This window comes from Roseomonas sp. CAU 1739, assembly GCF_039839775.1.
In the GTDB taxonomy this organism is placed as follows: Bacteria; Pseudomonadota; Alphaproteobacteria; order Acetobacterales; family Acetobacteraceae; genus Neoroseomonas.
Genome location: NZ_JBDOQQ010000006.1, coordinates 142994 through 162477 on the forward strand (window position 1 = coordinate 142994; position 19484 = coordinate 162477).

The window sequence follows — 19484 nt, forward strand, 5'->3', positions numbered from 1 at the left end:
CCAAGGCACGGAAGGGGTTAACACCCAGGATTACAGAAGCACTGTGCAGTGCGGGATGCCATTCAAGCCTTGTTTCTCCGTATTACGACGTAACCTGTTGAAATTGCGTGATTGGTGCGTCGCGGAATGGGGCAGAATTGGGGCGCCTGCAACACGGACCGGTCAGGTGCGGCACAAAGCGACACGCCCCGAAGGCCGCTGGGCCTCCGGGGCGTCTGGTACGCTCCACCATCCAATGGGGCCGGCATGGCCCCGGCTGGGGTGCCTCAGTTGCTCTGGCGACGCAGGAAGGTCGGGATTTCCAGGCCCATCTCATCCTGCTGCACCGGGCGCGGTGCCGTACGGGCCGGCGCCGGGGCCGCATGCATCGGCCCACCGACCGAAGGTTCCATCCGCACCGTCTGCGCGGCGTGGTGCTGCTGCATCGGCGCCTGCGCCTCGGGCAGGGTCCGGCGCATCATGCTGCCCAGGCCTGTCGCCTTCTGGAACAGGCCGCGGAAGCCGGCGCCCGCGTTGCGCGGCGCGTCGACCAAGGCTGGGCGCATCGCCGGCACGGGGTCGGCGTGCATCGGCGCCGGGGTCATCATCACCGGGGCCGGATCCATCGCCACCGGGGCGGGCGCCTCGGCCGGCTGGGTGTCGTAGTGCAGCGGCTCAGGCGTGGCTTCGACCACCGCCGGCCGCATCGTCGCCATGGTGGCGACCGGGGCCACCTCCGGCGCGCGGCGCACGAAGGATGACGGGGTGGCGGCCGCGCGCGGCGCCATAGCAGAGGCCACGGGCTGCGTCGCGACCGCCGAGACCGGCGCGCCGCCGCCCATGGCGACGAGCTTCGGCCGGACCGCTTCTTCCTTCACCACCAGGTCGATGCCGGTGGCCACGACCGACACGCGCACGCGCCCGTTCATGTCCTCATCGACCGAGGTGCCGAATATGATGTTGGCGTCCTCATCCACCTCGTCGCGGATGCGGTTCGCGGCGGCGTCAACTTCGAACAGCGTCATGTCGAGGCCGCCGGTGATGTTGATCAGCACGCCCTTCGCCCCCTTCATCGAGATGTCCTCGAGAAGCGGGTTGTTGATGGCGGCCTCGGCGGCCTTGCGGGCGCGTTCCTCGCCTTCGGCCTCGCCGGTGCCCATCATCGCCTTGCCCATCTCCGCCATCACGGTGCGGATATCGGCGAAGTCGAGATTGACCATGCCCGGATTGACCATCAGGTCCGTCACACCGCGCACGCCCATGTACAGGACGTTGTCGGCCATCTTGAACGCTTCCTGGAAGGTGGTGCGTTCATTGGCCAGCCTGAACAGGTTCTGGTTCGGGATGACGATCAGCGTATCGACGAAGGACTGCAGTTCCTCGATGCCGGAATCCGCGGACTTCTTCCGCTTCGGCCCTTCGAAGTCGAACGGCTTGGTCACCACACCGACGGTCAGGATGCCGCGCTCGCGCGCCATGCGCGCGATCACCGGCGCGGCACCCGTGCCCGTGCCGCCGCCCATGCCGGCGGTGATGAAGATCATGTGCACGCCTTCGATGTGGCGTGCGAGTTCTTCCATCGCTTCTTCCGCGGCGGCGCGGCCGATCTCGGGCTTGGCACCGGCGCCAAGACCCTGCGTGAGATGCGGGCCGAGCTGCACGCGCCGTTCGGCGCGCGAATGGAACAGCGACTGGCTGTCGGTGTTGGCGACGAGGAACTCGACGCCGTCGAGCCCCATCGCGATCATGTTGTTGACCGCGTTGGTACCACCGCCGCCGACACCGACGACCGTGATACGCGGGCTGAAGTCCGTATGCGTGCTCGTCGGCACGGTCAGATTCAGGGTCATGGGCGGGCCTCCTGTTGAAGCTCTACGGGATCGCGTCGATTCGTGGCGAGGCCTCGATTCACACGCGGTCCTTGATCCAGTTGACGAAGCGACGGAAACCGCTGCCGGCCCGTGCAGGGCCTGGCGCGATATCAAGCACGGGGCGGCCTTCGCCGGCCCCCCACAGCAGCAATCCGATGGCGGTCGCGAAGGCAGGCCCCGAGGCGGCTTCGGCCAGGCCGCGCACCGGCAGCGGTCGGCCGACGCGCACCTGGCGGTCCAGCACGCGCGCGGCGAGTTCACGCACGCCGACCAGCTGGCTGCCGCCGCCGGTCAGCACGACGCGCGACCCGCCTTCCTTGCCGAGGCCGGCGGCGTCGATCTTCTCGCGCAGCATCTCGAAGGTTTCTTCCAGGCGCGGCTTGATGATGCCGACCACCATGGCGCGCGGGATGCGCGCGATGGCGTGCTCATCCTCGCCGAGCAACGGCACCGGCAGGTATTCGCGGTCGTCATCCGCACCGCCATGCACGCTGCCATGCAGCGTCTTGATGCGTTCGGCATGCGCGACCGGCGTGGACAGCACGGTGGCGAGGTCGTTGGTCACCTGGCCGCCGCCCACCGCGATCTGCGCCGTGTGGACCAGGTGGCCTTCGCTGAACACGGCGAGGGAGGTCGCGCCGCCGCCCATGTCGATCACCGTCGCACCGAGCTGCTTCTCATCCTCGACCAGCGTGGCGAGGCCGGCGGCGAAGGGCGCGGAGACCAGTTCCTCGACTTCCAGGTCGCACCGCATCAGGCAGGCGCCGAGGTTGCGCAGCGAGGCCTGGGACGCCGCGACCATATGCAGCCGCGCGCCCAGCGTGTCGCAGATCATGCTGCGCGGATCATCGACGCCCGGCGTCGCATCCACGGTGAAGCCGAGCGGGATGGCGTGCACCGTCTCGCGGCCTTCCTCGGATGTGCGGCGACGGCCCTCATGCAGGATGGCGCGCAGGTCGTTCTCGGTGACCGCGCGCCCGCCGATGCCCCATTGGATGTTCAACTGACGACTATCGGGCTGGCCGCACGAAAGATTGACGATCGCGCCGGGGATGCGGGTGTCCGCCATCTCCTCCGCCTGGCCCACGGCGGCGCGGATGGCGCGCTCGGCTTCCTCGAGATCGACGATCGACCCGCCCTTCACGCCGCGCCCGCGCTGCCAGCCGAAGCCGAGCACGCGCGGGGATCCGTCGGATTCGATGCGCGCGATCAGGCAGACCGCCTTGGTCGAGCCGATGTCGATGACGCCGAAGGTGCCGCTGCGCGCATGGCGACGGCGGCGCGGCGGCTGGCCGGGTTCGACGGGGGCGGGCAGGCGGGTCATCTGGTTCATCCGCGACGTGCCCTGCTCGCCTGTTGCTGGTTGGGCTGTTCGGCGGGTTCCGCCTGCCGCGTCGGCCGCAACACCAGCCGGTCCGGCAGGCGCAGGTCGATCGCCGCGAGCGGGCGGTCGAGCAGCCGTGCCTCCCGCTGCAACTCGGCCAGCCGCTGGATCGCGGCTGCCTCCGCGCCTTCGGGCAGCAGCACGTCGGTGCCGTTGTGCAGCCGCAGGTTCCAGCGGCGTTCATGGATGCGGACCATGGCCTGGACGCGCTCGGCGACCTCGGGCTGCGCCTTCAGCATGTCGTGCAGGGCGGCACCCATGGTGTCCGCACCCGTGCCGACCAGCAGAGGCAGCGGGCCGAACTGGTCGAGGCCATCGGAGGCGACGACGCGCCCCTCCCGGTCGATGATCACGAAGCGGCCGCCATTCTGCCAGATGGCGAAGGGGCGGCGTTCCTCGATGCGCACCAGGATGGTGCCGGGCAGGCGGCGTTCGACATGGGCGGTCTGCACCCAGGCGATGGTCTCGATGCGCGCGCGTGCGGCTTCGGGCGAGAATTCCAGCATCGGGTCGCCGCGCGCCACGCCAAGCGCGGCGCGGATCATGTCGGTGGGCGTGTTGCGGCGGCCTTCCAGGATCACCTGCTGCACGTCGAGGCCGAGGCCCTCGCCGATGCCGCTGAAGGATTCCGCGATGGAGCGCACGCGTCCCGCCGGATCGACCGCACGCACCGCCACCACCACCAGCGCCAGCGCGCCGATGCCGAATGCGCCGTAGAGTGCGGGGCGCAGCAGCGAACGCCGGCGCTTGACCCAGATGCGCAGCCGCGACGGCCGCGCCGGGTCCTTGTGCGGCACGGAACTGCGGGAGAGCCTTTCGCGCGCCGCGGCGCGGGCCGGGTCACGCGCCATGCCGTGCCTCCTTCACCATCCAGGCGCAAAGGGCGGGGAAGGGGATGCCACAATGCGCGGCCTGTTCGGGCAGCAGCGAGGTCGGCGTCAGGCCCGGCTGCGTATTGACCTCCAGCAGCACGAGCCGCCGCGTGCCCTGGGCGGTTTCGTCGTAGCGCAGGTCGGCACGCGAGGCGCCGCGGCAGCCCAGCGCCTGGTGCGCCCGCAGCGCGATGTCGAGCGCGCGGGCGTAGTCCTCCGCCGGCATCTGCGCCGGCACGACATGGCGCGACCCGCCCTCGGCATATTTTGAATCGTAGTCGTAGAAGGCGCCCGCATCGGCGATGATGTCGGTCACCGCCAGTGCGCGGTCGCCCATCACGCCGACCGTCAGTTCACGGCCCGGGACATAGGTTTCCGCCATGGCGTGTTCGCCGAAGCGCCAGTTGCGGGCGATCTCGGCGCGGCGGTTGCTGCCTTCGAGCATGATGTGCACGCCGACCGAGGAGCCTTCGTTGACCGGCTTCACCACATAGGGCAGCGGCAGCGGGTCGGCGGCTTCCAGTTCGTCGCGCGTGACCAGGCGATGGTCCACGATCGGCAGGCCGGCGGCGCGGAACACCGCCTTGGCGGCGGCCTTGTCCATCGCCAGCGCTGAGGCGCGCAGCCCGGAATGCGTGTAGGGAATGCCGAGCCAGTCCAGCACGCCCTGGATGCAGCCATCCTCGCCATAGCGGCCATGCAATGCGTTGAACACGGCATCGGGGCGCGGATGCGTCAGCGCGTGGATGACGGCGGGCAGGTCGTCGGTCACCTCGATCGGGATGACGTCGAAACCGGCCTCGCGCAGGGCGACGATGCATTCGCGGCCGGAGGAGAGCGAGACCTCGCGTTCCGCCGACCTGCCGCCATAGAGGACCGCGACCGTCTGCGTCATGGCATCGATCCGATGGACGGAGGGCCGCCGGGCCCGGAGTGCTGGATCGGATCGGCAGGCGCGGGCCGCCCGATGCGCTTGATTTCCCATTCGAGATCGATGCCCGTGGCGGCGCGCACGCGGGTGCGGACCTCCTCGCCCAGGGCTTCGATCTCGGCGGCGGTGGCACCGCCGAGGTTCAGCAGGAAGTTGCAGTGCTTCTCGCTGACCTGCGCGGCGCCAAGCGCCAGGCCGCGGCAGCCGGCTTCGTCGATCAGTTCCCAGGCCTTCGCAGCACCCGGCGGGTTCTTGAAGGTCGATCCGCCGGTGCGGGCACGCACGGGCTGGGTGGCTTCGCGCGCGGTGCGGATGTCGTTCAGCCGCGCCGAGATGACAGTCGCGTCGCCGGGCATCGCACGGAAGCGCGCGCGGGTGACGACGGCCCGCGCGGGAAGGGCTGCGTGGCGATAGGCGAAGTGCAGATCGGCGGCGGTCATGCGCAGCAGCCCGGTCGGCGTGGCGACCTCCGCCCAGTCCAGCACGTCCTTGACCTCGGCCCCGTAGGCGCCGGCATTCATCGCCACTGCGCCGCCGATCGTCCCCGGAATGCCGACGAGGAATTCCAGCCCACCCAGCGCGTGCGCGGCCGCCGTTTCCGCCACCGTGACATCGAGCGCCGCCGCACCCGCGACGATGCCGTCGGCTTCCACCGCGATGTCGCCAAAACCGCGCGCGAGGCGCACCACGACGCCGGCCACGCCGCCATCGCGGATGATCATGTTCGACGCCGCGCCCAGCACGGTCAGCGGCACATCGTCCGGCAGGTCGCGCAGCAGCAGCATCAGGTCGTTCGCATCCGCCGGGCGCACCAGCACATCGGCCGGCCCGCCGACGCGGAACCAGGTCGCCGCGCCCAGCGGCGCGTCCTGCTGCACGCGGCCGCGCAGCGGGGGCAGCGTGGCGTGGGCCTGCATGCCGGGCCTCACTTCATCGCCCCCGCGAGCCGGCCGCGGGAGCGCGACTGCAGCTCCTGCAACTGGCCCGGCAGGGCATGCGCCCAGGCGGTGATGTTGCCCGCACCGAGGCACACCACGTAGTCGCCCGACTTCGCGATGGCGTTGATCATCTCCGGCAGGGAATCCGGACCCGGCAGCGGCACCACCGACCGATGGCCGCGCGCGCGCAGGCCTTCGACCAGCGCGTCTTTGTCGATGCCCTCGATCGGCTGCTCGCCCGCCGCATAGACATCGGCGACGATCACCGTGCCGGCATCGTTCATGCAGGTGCAGAAATCCTCGAACAGCGTCTGCAGGCGGGAATAGCGGTGCGGCTGCACCACGGCGATCACGTCCCGCGCGCCGGCCTGCCGCGCGGCTTTCAGCACCGCGGCGATTTCCACCGGGTGGTGGCCGTAATCGTCGATCACCGAAATGCCACCGGCCTCGCCGGTGCGGGTGAAGCGCCGCTTCACGCCCTTGAAGCCGGCGAGCGCGGTGCGGATGGTGCCCTCATCGACATCCATCTCGACGCCGATGGCCACGGCCGCGAGCGCGTTCTGCACATTGTGCTGCCCGAGCATCGGCAGGCGGAACGGCTTCATCTGGCGCACGCGGCCGGTGGCGCGGTCGGTCACCGTCACCTCGAAGGTCGCACCCATGCGGTCGGTGATCACCTTCTCGGCGCGCACATCGGCCTGCGGGGAAAAGCCGTAGGTCACGATGCGGCGGTCCGACAGGCGCGGGATCATCGCCTGCACTTCCGGGTGGTCCATGCACAGCACGGCGAAGCCGTAGAACGGGATGTTGCCGACGAACTGGGCGTAGCCCTCCTTCATCGCATCGCCGGTGCCCCAATGGTCCAGGTGCTCGGGGTCCATGTTGGTGACGACGGCGACGACGGCCGGCAACTTCAGGAAGGACCCGTCGGATTCATCGGCCTCGACCACCATCCAGTCGCCGCCGCCCATGCGGGTGTTGGTGCCATAGGCGTTGATGATGCCGCCATTGATGACCGTGGGATCGAGTCGCGCGGCTTCCAGCACGGCGGCGACAAGGCTGGTCGTGGTGGTCTTGCCATGGGTGCCGCCGATCGCGATGGCCCATTTCAGGCGCATCAGCTCGGCCAGCATCTCCGCACGCCGCACCACCGGGATGAAGCGCTTGCGGGCAGCGGCGACCTCGGGGTTGTCGCGCTTGACCGCAGTGGAGACCACGACAACCTGCGCATCGCCCAGGTTTGCCGCGTCGTGCCCAACCGCGACCGGAATGCCCGCGCCACGCAGGCGCTGGACATTGGTGCTGTCGGCGATGTCGCTGCCCTGCACCTGGTAGCCCAGGGTGTGCAGCACCTCGGCGATGCCGGACATGCCGATGCCGCCGATGCCGACGAAATGGATGGGCCCGATGTTGAGTGGCAGCGCGCGCATCAGCCGAGCCCCATCGTCGCGCGGCGGGCCAGGGCCAGCACCTGGTCGGCGAGGTCGCGCGCGGCCTGCGGGCGGGCGAGGGCGGCGGCGGCAGCCGCGGCCGAGACGAGGCGTTCAGGCACCGAGAACAAGGCGGTCAGTCTTTCGGTCAGGGCCGCAGGCGTGAAGGCCGGTTGCGGATACACCCAGGCGGCATCCGCTTCGGCCAGGGCACGCGCATTGGCGTTCTGGTGGTCGTCGATCGCCGAGGGCAGCGGCACCAGGATCGAGGGGCGTCCCGCGCATTCCAGTTCCGACACGGTCGAGGCGCCGGCCCGCGCGACCACCAGGTGGGCGGTGGCAAGCCGCCCCGCGATGTCGGGGAAGAACGGTGCGAGGTTGGCGACGACACCGGCCTCGCGATAGGCGGTTTCGGTGCGCGCGAGATCCTCGGCGCGGCATTGCTGCGTCACCAGCAGCCGCGCGCGGATCGATTCGGGCAGTGCGGCGACGGCGGGCGGGACGATGTCGGCGAAGATGCGTGCGCCCTGGCTGCCGCCGGTCACCAGCAACCGCAGCGCGCCGCCTTCCAGCGGCACCGGATAGGGCTGCCCGGCCAGCGCGGCGAGCGCGGGGCGCACCGGATTGCCCACCACGGCCGATGTCGTGCCGGCCGGGACATTGGCGGTGCCCTCGAAGGACAGCGCCAGCAGATCCGCCGCGCGCGCCATCAGCCGGTTGGCGCGGCCGAGCACCGCATTCTGTTCGTGCAGGATGATCGCCGGGCGGCGCGACGCCCCCATCAGCCGCGCCGCAGCCAGCGGCGGGAAGGAGGCATAGCCGCCGAACCCCACCACGGCCGAGGGCATCAGCAGCGCCAGGTGCCGCCGCGCCTGCATCGTGCCGGCCATCAGGGCCATCGCTCCGCGCGTCGCGCGCCGCAAGCCGCGTCCGGACAGGCCACCACCCGACAGCACGAAGCGTTCCGCATTGGCGAAGGCCGCGCTGTCATAGGCGGCCGAACGCGCATCGGTCATCAGCGCGATGCGTTCGCCGCGGCGCAGCAGTTCCGCCGCCAGCGCCTCGGCGGGGAACAGATGCCCGCCGGTGCCACCGGCGGCGATGATGATGGGGTGCACGGCGGGGCCCCTCACCGTGCCCCTCCCGCCGCCATGACAGGCGCGGCGGGGGAGTCCTCGACGCTGCCACCCGAACGCGCGCCGACCCGGCGGCGCGTCAGTGCCAGCAGCATGCCCATCCCCATCGCAATGGCGAGCACGGAGGACCCGCCATAGGACACGAAGGGCAGCGTCATGCCCTTGGTCGGGATCAGGTGCAGGGTGGACGCCATGTTGACGAAGGCCTGCAGCCCGAACTGCGTCAGCAGCCCGGTGCCCGCCAGCACCACGAACAGGTCGGTCTCGGACAGCAGGCGCATCAGCCCGCGCACCACGATGAAGGCGAACAGCGCGAGGATGACCAGGCAGATCACCATGCCGAATTCCTCGCCGGCGACGGCGAAGACGAAGTCGGCATGGGCATCGGGCAGCACGTTCTTCACCCGGCCCTCGCCCGGCCCGCGGCCGAGCAGCCCGCCATTGGCGAAAGCCTCCATCGCCACGCTGACCTGGTAGGAATCACCCGAGGCGGGATCGAGGAAGCGCTGCACCCGCGACTGCACATGCGGGAAGATGAAATACGCGCCGACCGCGCCGGCCACGCCGATGCCGCCGACCATGCCGACCAGGAACAGGTTCATGCCCGCGACGAAGAACTGCGCGAAGAACACCGCCGAGACGACGATCAGCATGCCGATGTCCGGCTGGCCCTTGAGGATGCCGCCCACCGCGAGGAACAACCCCAGCGCGATCGTCGCCCCCCAGACCTTCGACCCCGGTGCCTTGCCCTCCGCGATCAGCCAGGCGGCGACCACGGCGAAGAACGGCTTGAGGAACTCCGAGGGCTGCAGCGACAGGCCCGGGATCGGCAGCCAGCGCCGCGCGCCCTTGATCTCGACGCCCACGACGAGGGTCGCCGCCGTCAGCAGCAGGGCGATGGCGAAGCCGATCAGCGCGAAGCGCCGCACGCCGCGCGGCGACAGCAGCGAGACCGCGACCATCAGCCCCGTCGCCATCATCAGGTAGGCGACCTGCTTGATGAAGAACATGTGGCGCGAGGAGGCGCCGATGCGCTCGGCCACGGCGGGCGACGCCGCGAGCATCATGACGTAGCCGAAGCCGACCAGCGCCAGCAGCGCGGCCAGCGTCCAGCGGTCCACCGTCCACCACCAGCGGCCGAGGACGGAGGTGTCGGCGCGGGAGAAGGCCATCAGGTGGTCTCCTCGGCAATGGCGCGCGCCAGGTCTCGGAAGCGGTCCCCGCGCGCATCGAAGCCGGTGAACTGGTCCCAGGAGGCGCAGGCGGGCGACAGCAGGACGACCGGCGCGGCCCCCGCGAAGGCGGCATCGGCGGCAGCGCGCGTCGCGGCATCGAGCGTGCCGGCGACCTCATGCGCCACGCCATGGGCGGCGAGCGTCTGGGCCAGCATCGGCGCGTCGCGCCCGATCAGGAAGGCGCGGGCAATGCGGGGGAAGAACGGCGCGATCGATTCGATGCCGCCATCCTTCGCCTCGCCGCCGGCGATCCACACGACGCGGTCATACGACGCCAGCGCGCGCGCCGCGCTGTCGGCATTGGTCGCCTTGCTGTCGTTCACAAAGACGACGCCGCGCGCCTCGGCGACGCGTTCCTGGCGGTGCGGCAGGCCGGGATAGGTCACCAGGCCGGCGGCGACAGCATCGCGCGACAGGCCGAGCGCGAAGCAGGCGGCGGCGGCGGCTGCGGCATTCTGCGCGTTGTGACTGCCGGGCAGGGCCGGCGCCTCGCCCAGGTCGAGGATCGTTCCGGCTTCGTCGCGCAGCGCGCGACCTTCGGCCCAGATGCCGCCCTTCTGCCGCGCCAGTCCCGAAATCGGCACGACCTGCGCCTGCAGCCCGTGGCCCATCGCCACGGTTGCGGCGTCGTCCTGGCCGAGCACCGCGACGTCCTGCTTGGTCTGCCGCGCGAAGATTCGCGCCTTGGCAGCGGCATAGCCGGCCATGTCACCATGACGGTCGAGGTGATCGGCGCTGAGGTTCAGCATGACAGCCACGTTGAAGCGCAGCGTGGCGATTCGCTCCAACATGTAGGACGACATTTCGAGGGTGTAGACGCCATCCGACCCCAAGATGTTGAGTCCCAGGGCGGCGGGGCCGAGATTCCCCCCCACCACGGCGGGACGCCCCGCGCCTGCCAGGAGGTGGTGGATCAGCGCCGTCGTGGTCGATTTGCCGTTGGTGCCGGTCACGCCGACGAAGCGTGCGCCGGAATGGGCCGCCAGCACCGCGCGATAGAGGAATTCGGCGTCGCACAGGATGGGCGCGCCGGCGGCCTCGGCCGCGCGTGCGGCCGGATGGGCTTTCGGCAACCGGTGCGGGATGCCGGGCGACAGCAGCAGCGCATCGGCACGGAAACGATCCTCGGCCGGGTTGTGCACCGTGAGGCCGGCTTCCTCGGCGGCCCGGCGCGCCGTCTCGCCGTCGTCCCACACCTCGACCTCCGCGCCCCATTCCACCAGGCGCAGCGCCGCGGGCAGCCCGGCGCGGCCGAGCCCGACCACGGCGATGCGGGCACCCAGGAACGGCGTGAAGGGGGGCGGGGGCGCGGTCATCGGATCTTGAGCGTGCTCAGCCCGACCAGGGCGAGGATCATGGCGATGATCCAGAAGCGGATGACGATGGTGGGCTCGGCCCAGCCCTTCTTCTCGAAATGGTGGTGCAGCGGGGCCATCAGGAACACGCGGCGGCCGGTGCGCTTGAACCAGAACACCTGGACGATGACGGATACCGTCTCGACCACGAACAGACCGCCGACGATCGCCAGCACGATCTCATGCTTGGTCGCCACCGCGAGCGCACCCAGCGCGCCGCCCAGCGCGAGCGAGCCGGTATCGCCCATGAACACCGCGGCCGGCGGCGCGTTGAACCACAGGAAGCCCAGGGCCGCGCCGATCAGTGCCGAGGCGAAGACGGCCAGTTCGCCCGTGCCCGGCACATAGTGCAGTTGCAGGTAGTCGGCGAAGACGCGGTTGCCGACGAGATAGGCGATCAACGCGAAGACGGCCGCCGCGATCATCACCGGCACGATGGCGAGCCCGTCGAGTCCGTCCGTCAGGTTCACCGCATTCGACGCGCCCATCATCACCAGCATGCCGAACAGCGGGAACAGCAGCCCGAAGGGCACCAGCACTTCCTTGAAGAAAGGCAGCGCCAGCCGGTCGCCGAGCGGTCCCGGCATCAGCGCGGTGATCCACAGCGCCGCCACCAGGCCCAGCCCGGCCTGCACGAACAGCTTCGCCCGGCCCGAAACGCCCTTGGTGTTGCGCTTGGTCACCTTCAGCCAGTCATCGGCGAAGCCCAGCGCGCCGTAGCCGACTGTCACCAGCAGCACCGCCCAGACCATGCCGGAGCGCAGATCCGCCCAGAGCAGCGTGGAGACCACCAGCGCGGTCAGGATCATCACGCCGCCCATGGTCGGCGTGCCCTTCTTCTCGATCAGGTGGCGCTCGGGGCCGTCGTCGCGGATCGGCTGGCCGCCGCGCTGGAAGGACCGCAGCCAGCGGATGATCGGGCTGCCGAAGACCAGGCAGATGAACAGCGCGGTGATGCAGGCGGCACCCGCGCGGAAGGTGTGGTAGCGCGCCAGGTTGAACAGCGCGAAATCCTCGGCGAAGGGCGTCAGCAGGTTGTAGATCATGCCGCCGCCCCTTCCGTCAGCGCGGCGACGACGACCGCCATGCGGGACCCGAGCGAACCCTTCACCAGCACGGCATCGCCCGGCCGCAGCGCGGCCTTCAGCACGGGCGCGAGGGCGCTGGAATCCGCACAATGCGCACCGCGCTTCACATTCGGCAGCGCGCGATACAGGTGGCCCATCAAGTCCCCGCAGCAGAACACAAGATCACAGGTAGCGGCGGCATCGGGGGCGAGCGATGCATGGATCGCCGCCCCGTCCTCGCCGAGTTCGCGCATGTCGCCCAGCGCGGCGATGCGCCTTCCCGCCGCCTGCGCGCCGAGCACGGCAAGCCCGGCACGGATCGAGGGCGGCGAGGCGTTGTAGGAATCATCGATCAGCAGTGCATCCCCGCCGGCGACGGCGATGCGTGTCCGCCGCCCGCGCCCGGCCGACGCGCCGAAGGCGGGCAGCGCCGACGCCGCGATGCGCGGCGACAGCCCGAGTGCTGCAACCGCGCCCAGCACCGCGCAGGCATTGAGCGCGACATGCCGCCCCGGTGCGGCCAGCGTGACGCCGATCCGTTCGCCGCCCAGCAGGATCTCGGCCCGCCCGCCATCGTCGGCACCGTCGTAGGACAGCAGCCGCGCATCGGCGCCGGGCGCTTCTCCATGCGTCAGCACATCGAGGCCGGCCTCGCGCGCGCGCGCCGCAAGCCGCGCGGCGAAGCGGCTGTCGGCCGGCAGCACGAGCGCGCCGCCGGGGGCGATGCCGGCGATGATGTCGCCCTTCTCCTCGGCGATCGCCTCCTCGCTGCCGAGCCGGCCGACATGGGCCGAGCCGAGATTGGTGATCACGCCGATGCGCGGGCGGGCCAGGCGGGCGAGCGGGGCGATCTCCCCGCGATTGTTCATGCCCATCTCGATCACCGCGAAGGCGGCGTCGCGCGGCAGGCGGGCGAGCGTCAGCGGCACGCCCCAGTGATTGTTGTAGGAGGCGGCGGCGGCATGCGTCGTCCCGAAGGCGGCGAGGGCGACGCGCAGCATCTCCTTCGTCGTGGTCTTGCCGACCGAACCCGTCACGCCGACGAAGACGGCATCGCTGCGTTCGCGTGCCGCCGCACCCAGCGCGGTCAGCCCCGCCAGCGTATCGGCCACGCGCAGCAGCGGCGCATCGGCCGCGGCGCCCGGCGGATCACGGTCCACCAGTGCTGCGGCCGCGCCACGCGCCAGGGCGTCCGCGACGAAGTCGTGGCCGTCGCGGGCATCGCGCAATGCCACGAACAGGTCGCCGGCTGCGATGGTCCGGGTGTCGATCGACACGCCGGTGACGGCGACCTCGGCATCGAGCGATCCGCCCGTTGCGGCGCGCAGTTCGTCCGTGCTCCACAGCGCGGTCACGGCGCCATCCCAGCGAGGCGACGCACCACGGTCACATCGTCGAAGGGATGGACGATGCCGGCGATCTCCTGCCCGGATTCATGTCCCTTGCCGGCGACCGCCAGCACGTCGCCCGGCCGCAGGTCGGACAGGGCGGCGGCGATGGCGGCTTCGCGCGCGCCGGCGTCGATGGCGCCCGGCGCGCCGGCCAGCACGACGGCGCGGATCGCGGCAGGGTCCTCGCTGCGCGGATTGTCGTCGGTGACCCAGACGATGTCGGCCGCCGCCGCGGCGGCGGCACCCATTAGCGGACGCTTGCCGGGGTCGCGGTCGCCGCCGGCACCGAACAGCACGTGCAGCCGCCCGGTCGCATGCGGCCGCAGCGCGACCAGCAGCCGCGACAGCGCATCCGGCGTGTGGGCGTAGTCGACATAGACCGCGGCGCCATTGGCCAGCATCGCCGCGCGTTCCATCCGCCCGCGCACGCCCGCCAGATGCGGCAGCGCGGCCAGCACGCGATCGGCGGGCTGGCCGGCGCCGACCGCCAGGGCCGCGGCGAGTAGCGCATTATCCGCCTGGAAGCGCCCTGGCAGCGGGAGATGGATGTCGTGCCGCGTGCCGAAGGCGGTGACGCTCAGCGCCAACCCATCCGGCAGCGGCTGCGCGGCATGCAGGCGGATCGCATCCCCGGCATCACCGACCGTCAGCAGCCGCAGCCGGCGCGCCTGGGCGATCCCGCGCAGCGCGGCGAGCGTCGCCGGATCCATCTCGGTGCAGGCGGCCGCCGCGGCACCCGCCGGCAGCAGCGTGTCGAACAGCCGCAGCTTGGCAGCGCGATAGGCCGCCACGTCGCCATGATAATCCAGGTGGTCGCGCGTGAGGTTGCTGAACCCCGCCGCCGCCAGCACCACCCCATCCAGCCGCCGCTGGTCGAGCCCGTGCGACGACGCCTCCATCGCCGCCGCGCCGAACCCGGCGCGCGCCAGGGCGGCGAGCGTCGCATGCAGCGCCACCGGGTCCGGCGTGGTGAGCGAGGGCCCGGGCGGAAAGCCTTCCGCCACCAGTCCAAGCGTGCCGAGGCTTGCGGCGCGCTCGCCGCCGGCGATCCAGATCTGGCGCAGGAAATCGACCGTGCTGGTCTTGCCGTTGGTGCCCGTGACCGCGACCACGCTGCGCGGCTGCGCGCCATGGAAGGCGGCCGCCATCAGCGCCAGCGTCCGGCGCGGATCGGCCGTGGTGATCAGCGGACGCACCGGCACGCCGGGCGGCCATTCGGTGCCCTCGGGGGCGAGCACCGCGGCCGCGCCACGTTCCACCGCATCGGCGATGAAGGCGCGGCCATCGGCGCGCGCGCCGGGCAGGGCAGCGAAGACCATGCCGGGGCAGACCGCGCGGCTGTCGGCCGTCAGGCCGGCGATTGCGGTGTCCTCGGCCGGTCCGTGAAGGCCCGCGCGGCGCATGATCTCACCGAGGCGCAAGGCTCGCCTCCCGCTGCACGGCCAGGCGTGGCACGGCGGCGGCGGGCGGCTGCGCGGCGGGGCGGACGGGGCGCGGTGCGGGTGTGGCCGCGGCCGGCGCGGCGGCACCGGGAACGCCGCGGCCGTTCATCGGCATGGCGATGCTGCGGGTGATCTCGGGCGTGGCCGGTTCCGGCAGCATGCCCAGGATGGGGGCGATGCGGGAGATCACCATGCCGGCGGCCGGCGCGGCCACCCAGCCGGCGGTCGCGAAGCCGTGGCTGCGCGCGTTCGGCTTCGGCTCATCGACCATGACATAGACGGCGTAGCGCGGCGCGTTGATGGGAAAGGCGCCGACGAAGGCGGCGATGCGCTTATTCTCGAGGTAGCCGCCGCGCGGGCCGGTCTTCTGCGCCGTGCCGGTCTTGCCGCCGACATAGTAGCCCGGCACCTCGGCCGACCGACCTGACCCGTCGGTCACCACCAGGCGCATCAGCCGGCGCATGGTCTCGGAGGTGCGTTCGCTGATGATGCGCGTGCCCGGGCGTTCGACGCCTGGTTCCTGCGCCAGGATCGTCGGCTGGCGCAGGATGCCGCCATTGACGATGGTGGCGCCGGCGGTCGCGACATGCAGCGGCGTGACCGAGATGCCGTGGCCGAAGCCGATCGTCATCGTGTTCAGCTCGCGCCAGGCGCGCTGCGGCGGCACCAGCGGCAGCGCCGTCTCCGGGATCTCGATGCCCAGGCGCGACGTCATGCCCATGCGGCGGAGGAAGTCGCGATGATCGTTCACGCCGACCGCCGCGGCCATGCGCGCCGCGCCGAGGTTGGAGGAATAGGCGAGGATCTCGGGCAGCGCGAGCCAGCGCCCCTTGCCGCGATAGTCGTTGATGGTGAAGCGGCCGACTGAGATCGGATGCGCCGCGTCGTAGCCCTGCCAGGTCTGCAGTCCGTGTTCGAGCGCCATCGCCGCGGTCAGCAGCTTGAAGGTCGAACCGGGTTCGTAGACGCCGACGGTGACGCGGTTGAAGCGCTGGTCCATCGTCGCCGAGCCGACATCGTTGGCGTCGTAGTCGGGCAGGCTGACCATCGACAGCACTTCGCCGGTGTTCACGTCGATCACCACGCCGGCGCCGCCGATGCCGTTGTATTCGGTGATGCCGCGCTGCACCGCGTCGCGCAGCGCGAGCTGCACGCGGATGTCGAGCGACAGGCGCAGCCTTTCGTTCGGCTGGTCGCGCAGCCGCGCGTTGAAATGGCGTTCGACGCCGGCGATCCCCTGGCCGTCCACGTCGACGCCGCCGATGATATGCGCGGCGGTGCGGCCCTGCGGGTAGTAGCGGCGCTCGGCTTCCTCGAAATGCAGGCCGGGGATGCCCAGCGCATTGACCTGCGACATCTCCCGCGGGGTCAGAGCGCGGGCGATGTAGGCGAATTGGCGCTCGCCGGTCATGCGCTGGATCAGGCGCTCGCGGTCGAGATTGGGCAGCACGCTGCGCAGCCGGTCGGCGGCTTCGGTCGCGTTCTCGATCTGCCGCGGATTGGCGTAGAGCGCGGTGAGCGGCAGCGAGACCGCCAGGATCTCCCCATTGCGGTCGGTGACGGTGGCGCGCGCGACCGGCGCCTCGGCGGCCGGGGCCGGGGGGCGGGAGAGCACGGCGGCGCGGCGCGCATCGGCAGGGTTCAGCACCGTGGCCAAGGCGAGCTTGATCGCCACCACGCCGAAGATCGCGGAAAAGCCGAAGGCGGCGATGACCAGCCTGCCGCGGGACTTCTCCAGGATCGCCCGGCGCATCAGGTCGGGCTGCGTCACCCGCACAAGTGCGCGCGGCGCGGCGGTGCCGGGCTCGCCCCCGCCGGCCAGGTTCGCCGGCCGCCGCAGACCATAGTTGCTGGCCGGGGCGGAACTCGGCTCGGGCGGGCGGATCACCTCGATGGGGGGTTGCTGGGTCATGCGCGGGGGCGGGCCTACCGCACCATGCCGGGCGACAGCGTCGCGGCGGCGGCGCGCGCGATCGGCACCGGCGGAGCGAGGGCCGGCATGCCGCTGCCACCCAGCGCGGAAAAGCCGAGCGAGGAGGCCGCCGCGGGACGGACCACATTGGCGGCGACGGTCTGCGCCTGGGGCGGCTGCTGCGGGCGGCGGTCCACATGCATCGCCGAATGGACCGGCGGCGCGGGCCGCGGCGCGGCGGCGGCGACGCGCACTGGTGGGGCCGCGCGTGGGGCGGCCGGTTCGGGGCGGGCGGGCTCGGCGGCGGCCATTGCCGGGGCGGGGGTGACCGGGGCCGCGGGGGCCGCAGGTGCTGCGACGACCGTCGGCGCCGGGGTGGTGGTGGCCGGTGGCGGCGTCGCGGCGGCAGCGATGCGCGGGGCGGCAACGGCGGCGGCCGCCGCCGCCAGGGTCGCAGCGGGCGGCTGGCCGCGCGGTTCGGCCGTGGCAATCGCCATCGGGGTCGCGCTGCCGTCGCCGGCGGGTTCGGTCGGCGCGAACAGCGAGGGCGAGCCGGCGAATTGCCGCGCGGCCGGCAGGCGGCGCTCGATCTCCCCGATGCGGACGAACTGCGCCGGCGTCATGGCGTCGAGCGGCAGGTAACGCTGGGCGACCTGGCGCAGCCGGTCGGGTTCGTTCAGCAGCGCCCATTCGGCGCGCAGCACCTGGGTGCGTTCGCGCGCGTGCTCGGTGCGGCGGTTGATGTCGCGCAACTCGCGATCGAGTTCGGAGACGGAATGCTTGACCTGGTACAGGTACAGCCCCGCGCCGGCGGCGGCGCAGAGGGTGACGAGGGTCAGGGGGCGGATCATGCGGCCTCCTCCAGTCGTTCCATGGCGCGCAGGCGGGCCGAGCGTGCACGGGGATTGGTCGCGGTTTCCGCCTCGGCAGGGCGGAGCGCGCGGGATGTGATCAGGCGAAACCGTGGCGGCACGCGGGATGCCAACGCGGCGGGATTGTGGCGGGAGGCGTTGCCCGCGCGGCCGGTGGCGTCGGCCATGAAGCGCTTGGCGATGCGGTCTTCCAGCGAATGGAAGGCGACGACGACGAGCCGCCCGCCCGGGGCCAGCAACTGCGCCGCCGCGGCAAGGCCGCGCTCGACCTCGCCGAGTTCGTCATTCACCGCGAGGCGCAGCGCCTGGAAGGAGCGTGTCGCGCCGTCGATGCCGGAGGGATCGCGCGGCACCTTCGAACGCACCAGCGCGGCGAGGTCGCCGGTGGTGGCGAAGGGCTGTTCGGCGCGGCGGGCGACGATGGCGCGGGCGATGCGCCGGGCGAAGCGTTCCTCGCCGAGGTGGTACAGGATGTCGGCGATCTCCGCCTCGGTGCGCGTGTTGACGATGTCGGCGGCGGAGGGGCCGTCCTTTTCCATGCGCATGTCGAGCGGGCCGTCGGCGCGGAAGGAGAAGCCGCGCTCGGCCTGGTCGAGTTGAAAGGAGGAGACGCCGAGATCCATCACCACGCCGTCGAGCGCCGTCACGCCGTGCGCGGCGAGGTGTTCGAGCATGTCCCCGAAGCGGCCTTCGATCAGGCGCAGCCGGGGCGCGTAGCGCGCTGCGAGCGCGGCACCGCGGGCGATGGCATCCGGGTCGCGATCCATGGCGAACAGGGTGCAACCCGGCGCGGAGTCGAGGATAGCCGTGGCATAGCCGCCGCCGCCGAAGGTGCAGTCGAGATAGGTGGCATCGTTGCGCAGCGCCAGCGTGTCGAGCACTTCGGCCAGCATGACGGGGAGGTGGCCGCTCATGCCGCGCCTCCGTCCGGGCGGGGGGCGGCGGCGGGCGAGGGCAGCGTCAGGCGGAAGTCGCGGGCACGGGCGCGGGCGTCGCGGACATGGGCGGCGGCGCGCTCGGGGTTCCAGATCTGGAAGCACTGGTTGGCGCCAAGGAAGGCGATGGTGTCGGACAGACCGGCTTCCTCGATCAGGTCCTCGGGCAGCACCAGGCGGCCCTCGCCATCGGGGCGGGCAGGATGGGCGGTGGCGAACAGGGCGGCGCCGAGGTTGTCCGAGGCGTCGGAGAAGATGTCGAGGCTGCTGTGGCCGGCCGACAGCGCCGTGAAGGCGGGTTGCGGCCAGACCTCGATGCAGGGGTGGCGGAAGGAGGGGAACAGCACGATGTCGGCGGTGCCCAGGGCTTCGAGGACAGCGCGGAACGAGGCGGGAACCGAGATGCGGCCCTTCTTGTCCAACTTACCCTTGTGCGTGCCCAGGAACTGGGTCATCGCCCCCCGCTGACGGCCCCGCGATGCCGCGATTGAAATCTGTTCCGGTCCGGATCAGCGGCCGGCGAGGCCCCCCGACCTCGCCGGCTCGCCCGACCATCCCGCTCTGAAACCCTCTCGCCCCCCCGAGCGTCCTGGGATCCTCACGGGATGACATGGGATAACATGGGAAAACGCGGGACAGCAAGGGAGAAGAATCATTGCGTGTCGCGGACGTTGCTTGAAAAACACAGTGAAAACGGATGCTTGCAGGGTCAGCCTGCACCGTTTGTTCAACAA

The 19484-nt window shown here is 71.5% G+C and carries 16 protein-coding genes; all 16 read right to left on the reverse strand.

All coding sequences use genetic code 11. The annotated features are described in order from the left end of the window. Nucleotides 1–266 precede the first annotated feature (266 nt). Genes ftsZ through AAFN86_RS12355 form a run of 16 tightly spaced genes read right to left on the reverse strand, consistent with a single transcriptional unit; the run spans nucleotide 267 to nucleotide 19205 of the window. Complete coding sequence (ftsZ, locus tag AAFN86_RS12280; protein ID WP_347543614.1) at nucleotides 267–1829, reverse strand: cell division protein FtsZ; 1563 nt, start codon at nucleotides 1827–1829, stop codon at nucleotides 267–269. Between the two features lie 58 nt (nucleotides 1830–1887). Next, nucleotides 1888–3183 carry a cell division protein FtsA gene (gene ftsA / locus AAFN86_RS12285; protein ID WP_347543616.1) on the reverse strand — a complete coding sequence of 432 codons (1296 nt, stop codon included), beginning with the start codon at nucleotides 3181–3183 and terminating at the stop codon, nucleotides 1888–1890. Beyond that, nucleotides 3180–4085 (reverse strand): cell division protein FtsQ/DivIB, encoded by a 906-nt coding sequence (locus tag AAFN86_RS12290; RefSeq protein ID WP_347543617.1) that lies wholly within the window; start codon nucleotides 4083–4085, stop codon nucleotides 3180–3182. The genes ftsA and AAFN86_RS12290 overlap by 4 nt, the downstream gene beginning before the upstream one ends. After that, nucleotides 4075–5001: a D-alanine--D-alanine ligase gene (locus tag AAFN86_RS12295; RefSeq protein ID WP_347543618.1), complete on the reverse strand. Its 927-nt coding sequence runs from the start codon at nucleotides 4999–5001 to the stop codon at nucleotides 4075–4077. Before AAFN86_RS12295 ends, AAFN86_RS12290 begins: the two co-directional genes overlap by 11 nt. Continuing rightward, on the reverse strand, nucleotides 4998–5954 hold the full coding sequence (murB, locus tag AAFN86_RS12300) for a UDP-N-acetylmuramate dehydrogenase (RefSeq protein WP_347543619.1): 957 nt from the start codon (nucleotides 5952–5954) through the stop codon (nucleotides 4998–5000). The genes AAFN86_RS12295 and murB overlap by 4 nt, the downstream gene beginning before the upstream one ends. Before the next feature lie 8 nt (nucleotides 5955–5962). Beyond that, nucleotides 5963–7405: a UDP-N-acetylmuramate--L-alanine ligase gene (gene murC, locus AAFN86_RS12305; protein WP_347543620.1), complete on the reverse strand. Its 1443-nt coding sequence runs from the start codon at nucleotides 7403–7405 to the stop codon at nucleotides 5963–5965. Continuing rightward, nucleotides 7405–8538 (reverse strand): undecaprenyldiphospho-muramoylpentapeptide beta-N-acetylglucosaminyltransferase, encoded by a 1134-nt coding sequence (gene murG, locus AAFN86_RS12310; RefSeq protein WP_347543621.1) that lies wholly within the window; start codon nucleotides 8536–8538, stop codon nucleotides 7405–7407. The genes murC and murG overlap by 1 nt, the downstream gene beginning before the upstream one ends. Then, nucleotides 8535–9713 carry a putative peptidoglycan glycosyltransferase FtsW gene (locus tag AAFN86_RS12315; RefSeq protein WP_347543622.1) on the reverse strand — a complete coding sequence of 393 codons (1179 nt, stop codon included), beginning with the start codon at nucleotides 9711–9713 and terminating at the stop codon, nucleotides 8535–8537. The genes murG and AAFN86_RS12315 overlap by 4 nt, the downstream gene beginning before the upstream one ends. Continuing rightward, nucleotides 9713–11092: a UDP-N-acetylmuramoyl-L-alanine--D-glutamate ligase gene (gene murD, locus AAFN86_RS12320; RefSeq protein WP_347543623.1), complete on the reverse strand. Its 1380-nt coding sequence runs from the start codon at nucleotides 11090–11092 to the stop codon at nucleotides 9713–9715. Before murD ends, AAFN86_RS12315 begins: the two co-directional genes overlap by 1 nt. Next, complete coding sequence (gene mraY, locus AAFN86_RS12325; RefSeq protein ID WP_347543624.1) at nucleotides 11089–12177, reverse strand: phospho-N-acetylmuramoyl-pentapeptide-transferase; 1089 nt, start codon at nucleotides 12175–12177, stop codon at nucleotides 11089–11091. Before mraY ends, murD begins: the two co-directional genes overlap by 4 nt. Then, nucleotides 12174–13553, reverse strand: coding sequence for a UDP-N-acetylmuramoyl-tripeptide--D-alanyl-D-alanine ligase (gene murF, locus AAFN86_RS12330; protein ID WP_347543625.1), 1380 nt, complete (start codon nucleotides 13551–13553; stop codon nucleotides 12174–12176). Before murF ends, mraY begins: the two co-directional genes overlap by 4 nt. After that, nucleotides 13550–14992 carry a UDP-N-acetylmuramoyl-L-alanyl-D-glutamate--2,6-diaminopimelate ligase gene (locus AAFN86_RS12335; protein ID WP_347543743.1) on the reverse strand — a complete coding sequence of 481 codons (1443 nt, stop codon included), beginning with the start codon at nucleotides 14990–14992 and terminating at the stop codon, nucleotides 13550–13552. The genes murF and AAFN86_RS12335 overlap by 4 nt, the downstream gene beginning before the upstream one ends. A 4-nt stretch (nucleotides 14993–14996) precedes the next feature. Then, on the reverse strand, nucleotides 14997–16943 hold the full coding sequence (locus AAFN86_RS12340; protein ID WP_347543626.1) for a penicillin-binding protein 2: 1947 nt from the start codon (nucleotides 16941–16943) through the stop codon (nucleotides 14997–14999). Nucleotides 16944–16957: 14 nt separating this feature from the next. Further along, nucleotides 16958–17794: a hypothetical protein gene (locus AAFN86_RS12345; RefSeq protein WP_347543627.1), complete on the reverse strand. Its 837-nt coding sequence runs from the start codon at nucleotides 17792–17794 to the stop codon at nucleotides 16958–16960. After that, entirely contained in the window at nucleotides 17791–18729 is a 939-nt protein-coding gene (rsmH, locus tag AAFN86_RS12350) for a 16S rRNA (cytosine(1402)-N(4))-methyltransferase RsmH (protein ID WP_347543628.1), read from the reverse strand. Before rsmH ends, AAFN86_RS12345 begins: the two co-directional genes overlap by 4 nt. Continuing rightward, complete coding sequence (locus tag AAFN86_RS12355) at nucleotides 18726–19205, reverse strand: division/cell wall cluster transcriptional repressor MraZ (protein WP_347543629.1); 480 nt, start codon at nucleotides 19203–19205, stop codon at nucleotides 18726–18728. Before AAFN86_RS12355 ends, rsmH begins: the two co-directional genes overlap by 4 nt. Nucleotides 19206–19484 lie beyond the last annotated feature (279 nt).

Excerpts from the sequence above, each read along its gene's own strand:
- AAFN86_RS12290 (WP_347543617.1), bottom strand. The coding sequence starts at position 4,085 with ATGGCGCGTGACCCGGCCCGCGCCGCGGCGCGCGAAAGGCTCTCCCGC.
- murC (WP_347543620.1), bottom strand. The coding sequence starts at position 7,405 with ATGCGCGCGCTGCCACTCAACATCGGGCCCATCCATTTCGTCGGCATC.
- AAFN86_RS12315 (WP_347543622.1), bottom strand. The coding sequence starts at position 9,713 with ATGGCCTTCTCCCGCGCCGACACCTCCGTCCTCGGCCGCTGGTGGTGG.
- AAFN86_RS12335 (WP_347543743.1), bottom strand. The coding sequence starts at position 14,992 with ATGCGCCGCGCGGGCCTTCACGGACCGGCCGAGGACACCGCAATCGCC.
- ftsZ (WP_347543614.1), bottom strand. The coding sequence starts at position 1,829 with ATGACCCTGAATCTGACCGTGCCGACGAGCACGCATACGGACTTCAGC.
- AAFN86_RS12295 (WP_347543618.1), bottom strand. The coding sequence starts at position 5,001 with ATGACGCAGACGGTCGCGGTCCTCTATGGCGGCAGGTCGGCGGAACGC.
- AAFN86_RS12340 (WP_347543626.1), bottom strand. The coding sequence starts at position 16,943 with ATGACCCAGCAACCCCCCATCGAGGTGATCCGCCCGCCCGAGCCGAGT.
- AAFN86_RS12345 (WP_347543627.1), bottom strand. The coding sequence starts at position 17,794 with ATGATCCGCCCCCTGACCCTCGTCACCCTCTGCGCCGCCGCCGGCGCG.
- murD (WP_347543623.1), bottom strand. The coding sequence starts at position 11,092 with ATGACCGCGCCCCCGCCCCCCTTCACGCCGTTCCTGGGTGCCCGCATC.
- rsmH (WP_347543628.1), bottom strand. The coding sequence starts at position 18,729 with ATGAGCGGCCACCTCCCCGTCATGCTGGCCGAAGTGCTCGACACGCTG.
- murB (WP_347543619.1), bottom strand. The coding sequence starts at position 5,954 with ATGCAGGCCCACGCCACGCTGCCCCCGCTGCGCGGCCGCGTGCAGCAG.
- AAFN86_RS12355 (WP_347543629.1), bottom strand. The coding sequence starts at position 19,205 with ATGACCCAGTTCCTGGGCACGCACAAGGGTAAGTTGGACAAGAAGGGC.
- mraY (WP_347543624.1), bottom strand. The coding sequence starts at position 12,177 with ATGATCTACAACCTGCTGACGCCCTTCGCCGAGGATTTCGCGCTGTTC.
- ftsA (WP_347543616.1), bottom strand. The coding sequence starts at position 3,183 with ATGAACCAGATGACCCGCCTGCCCGCCCCCGTCGAACCCGGCCAGCCG.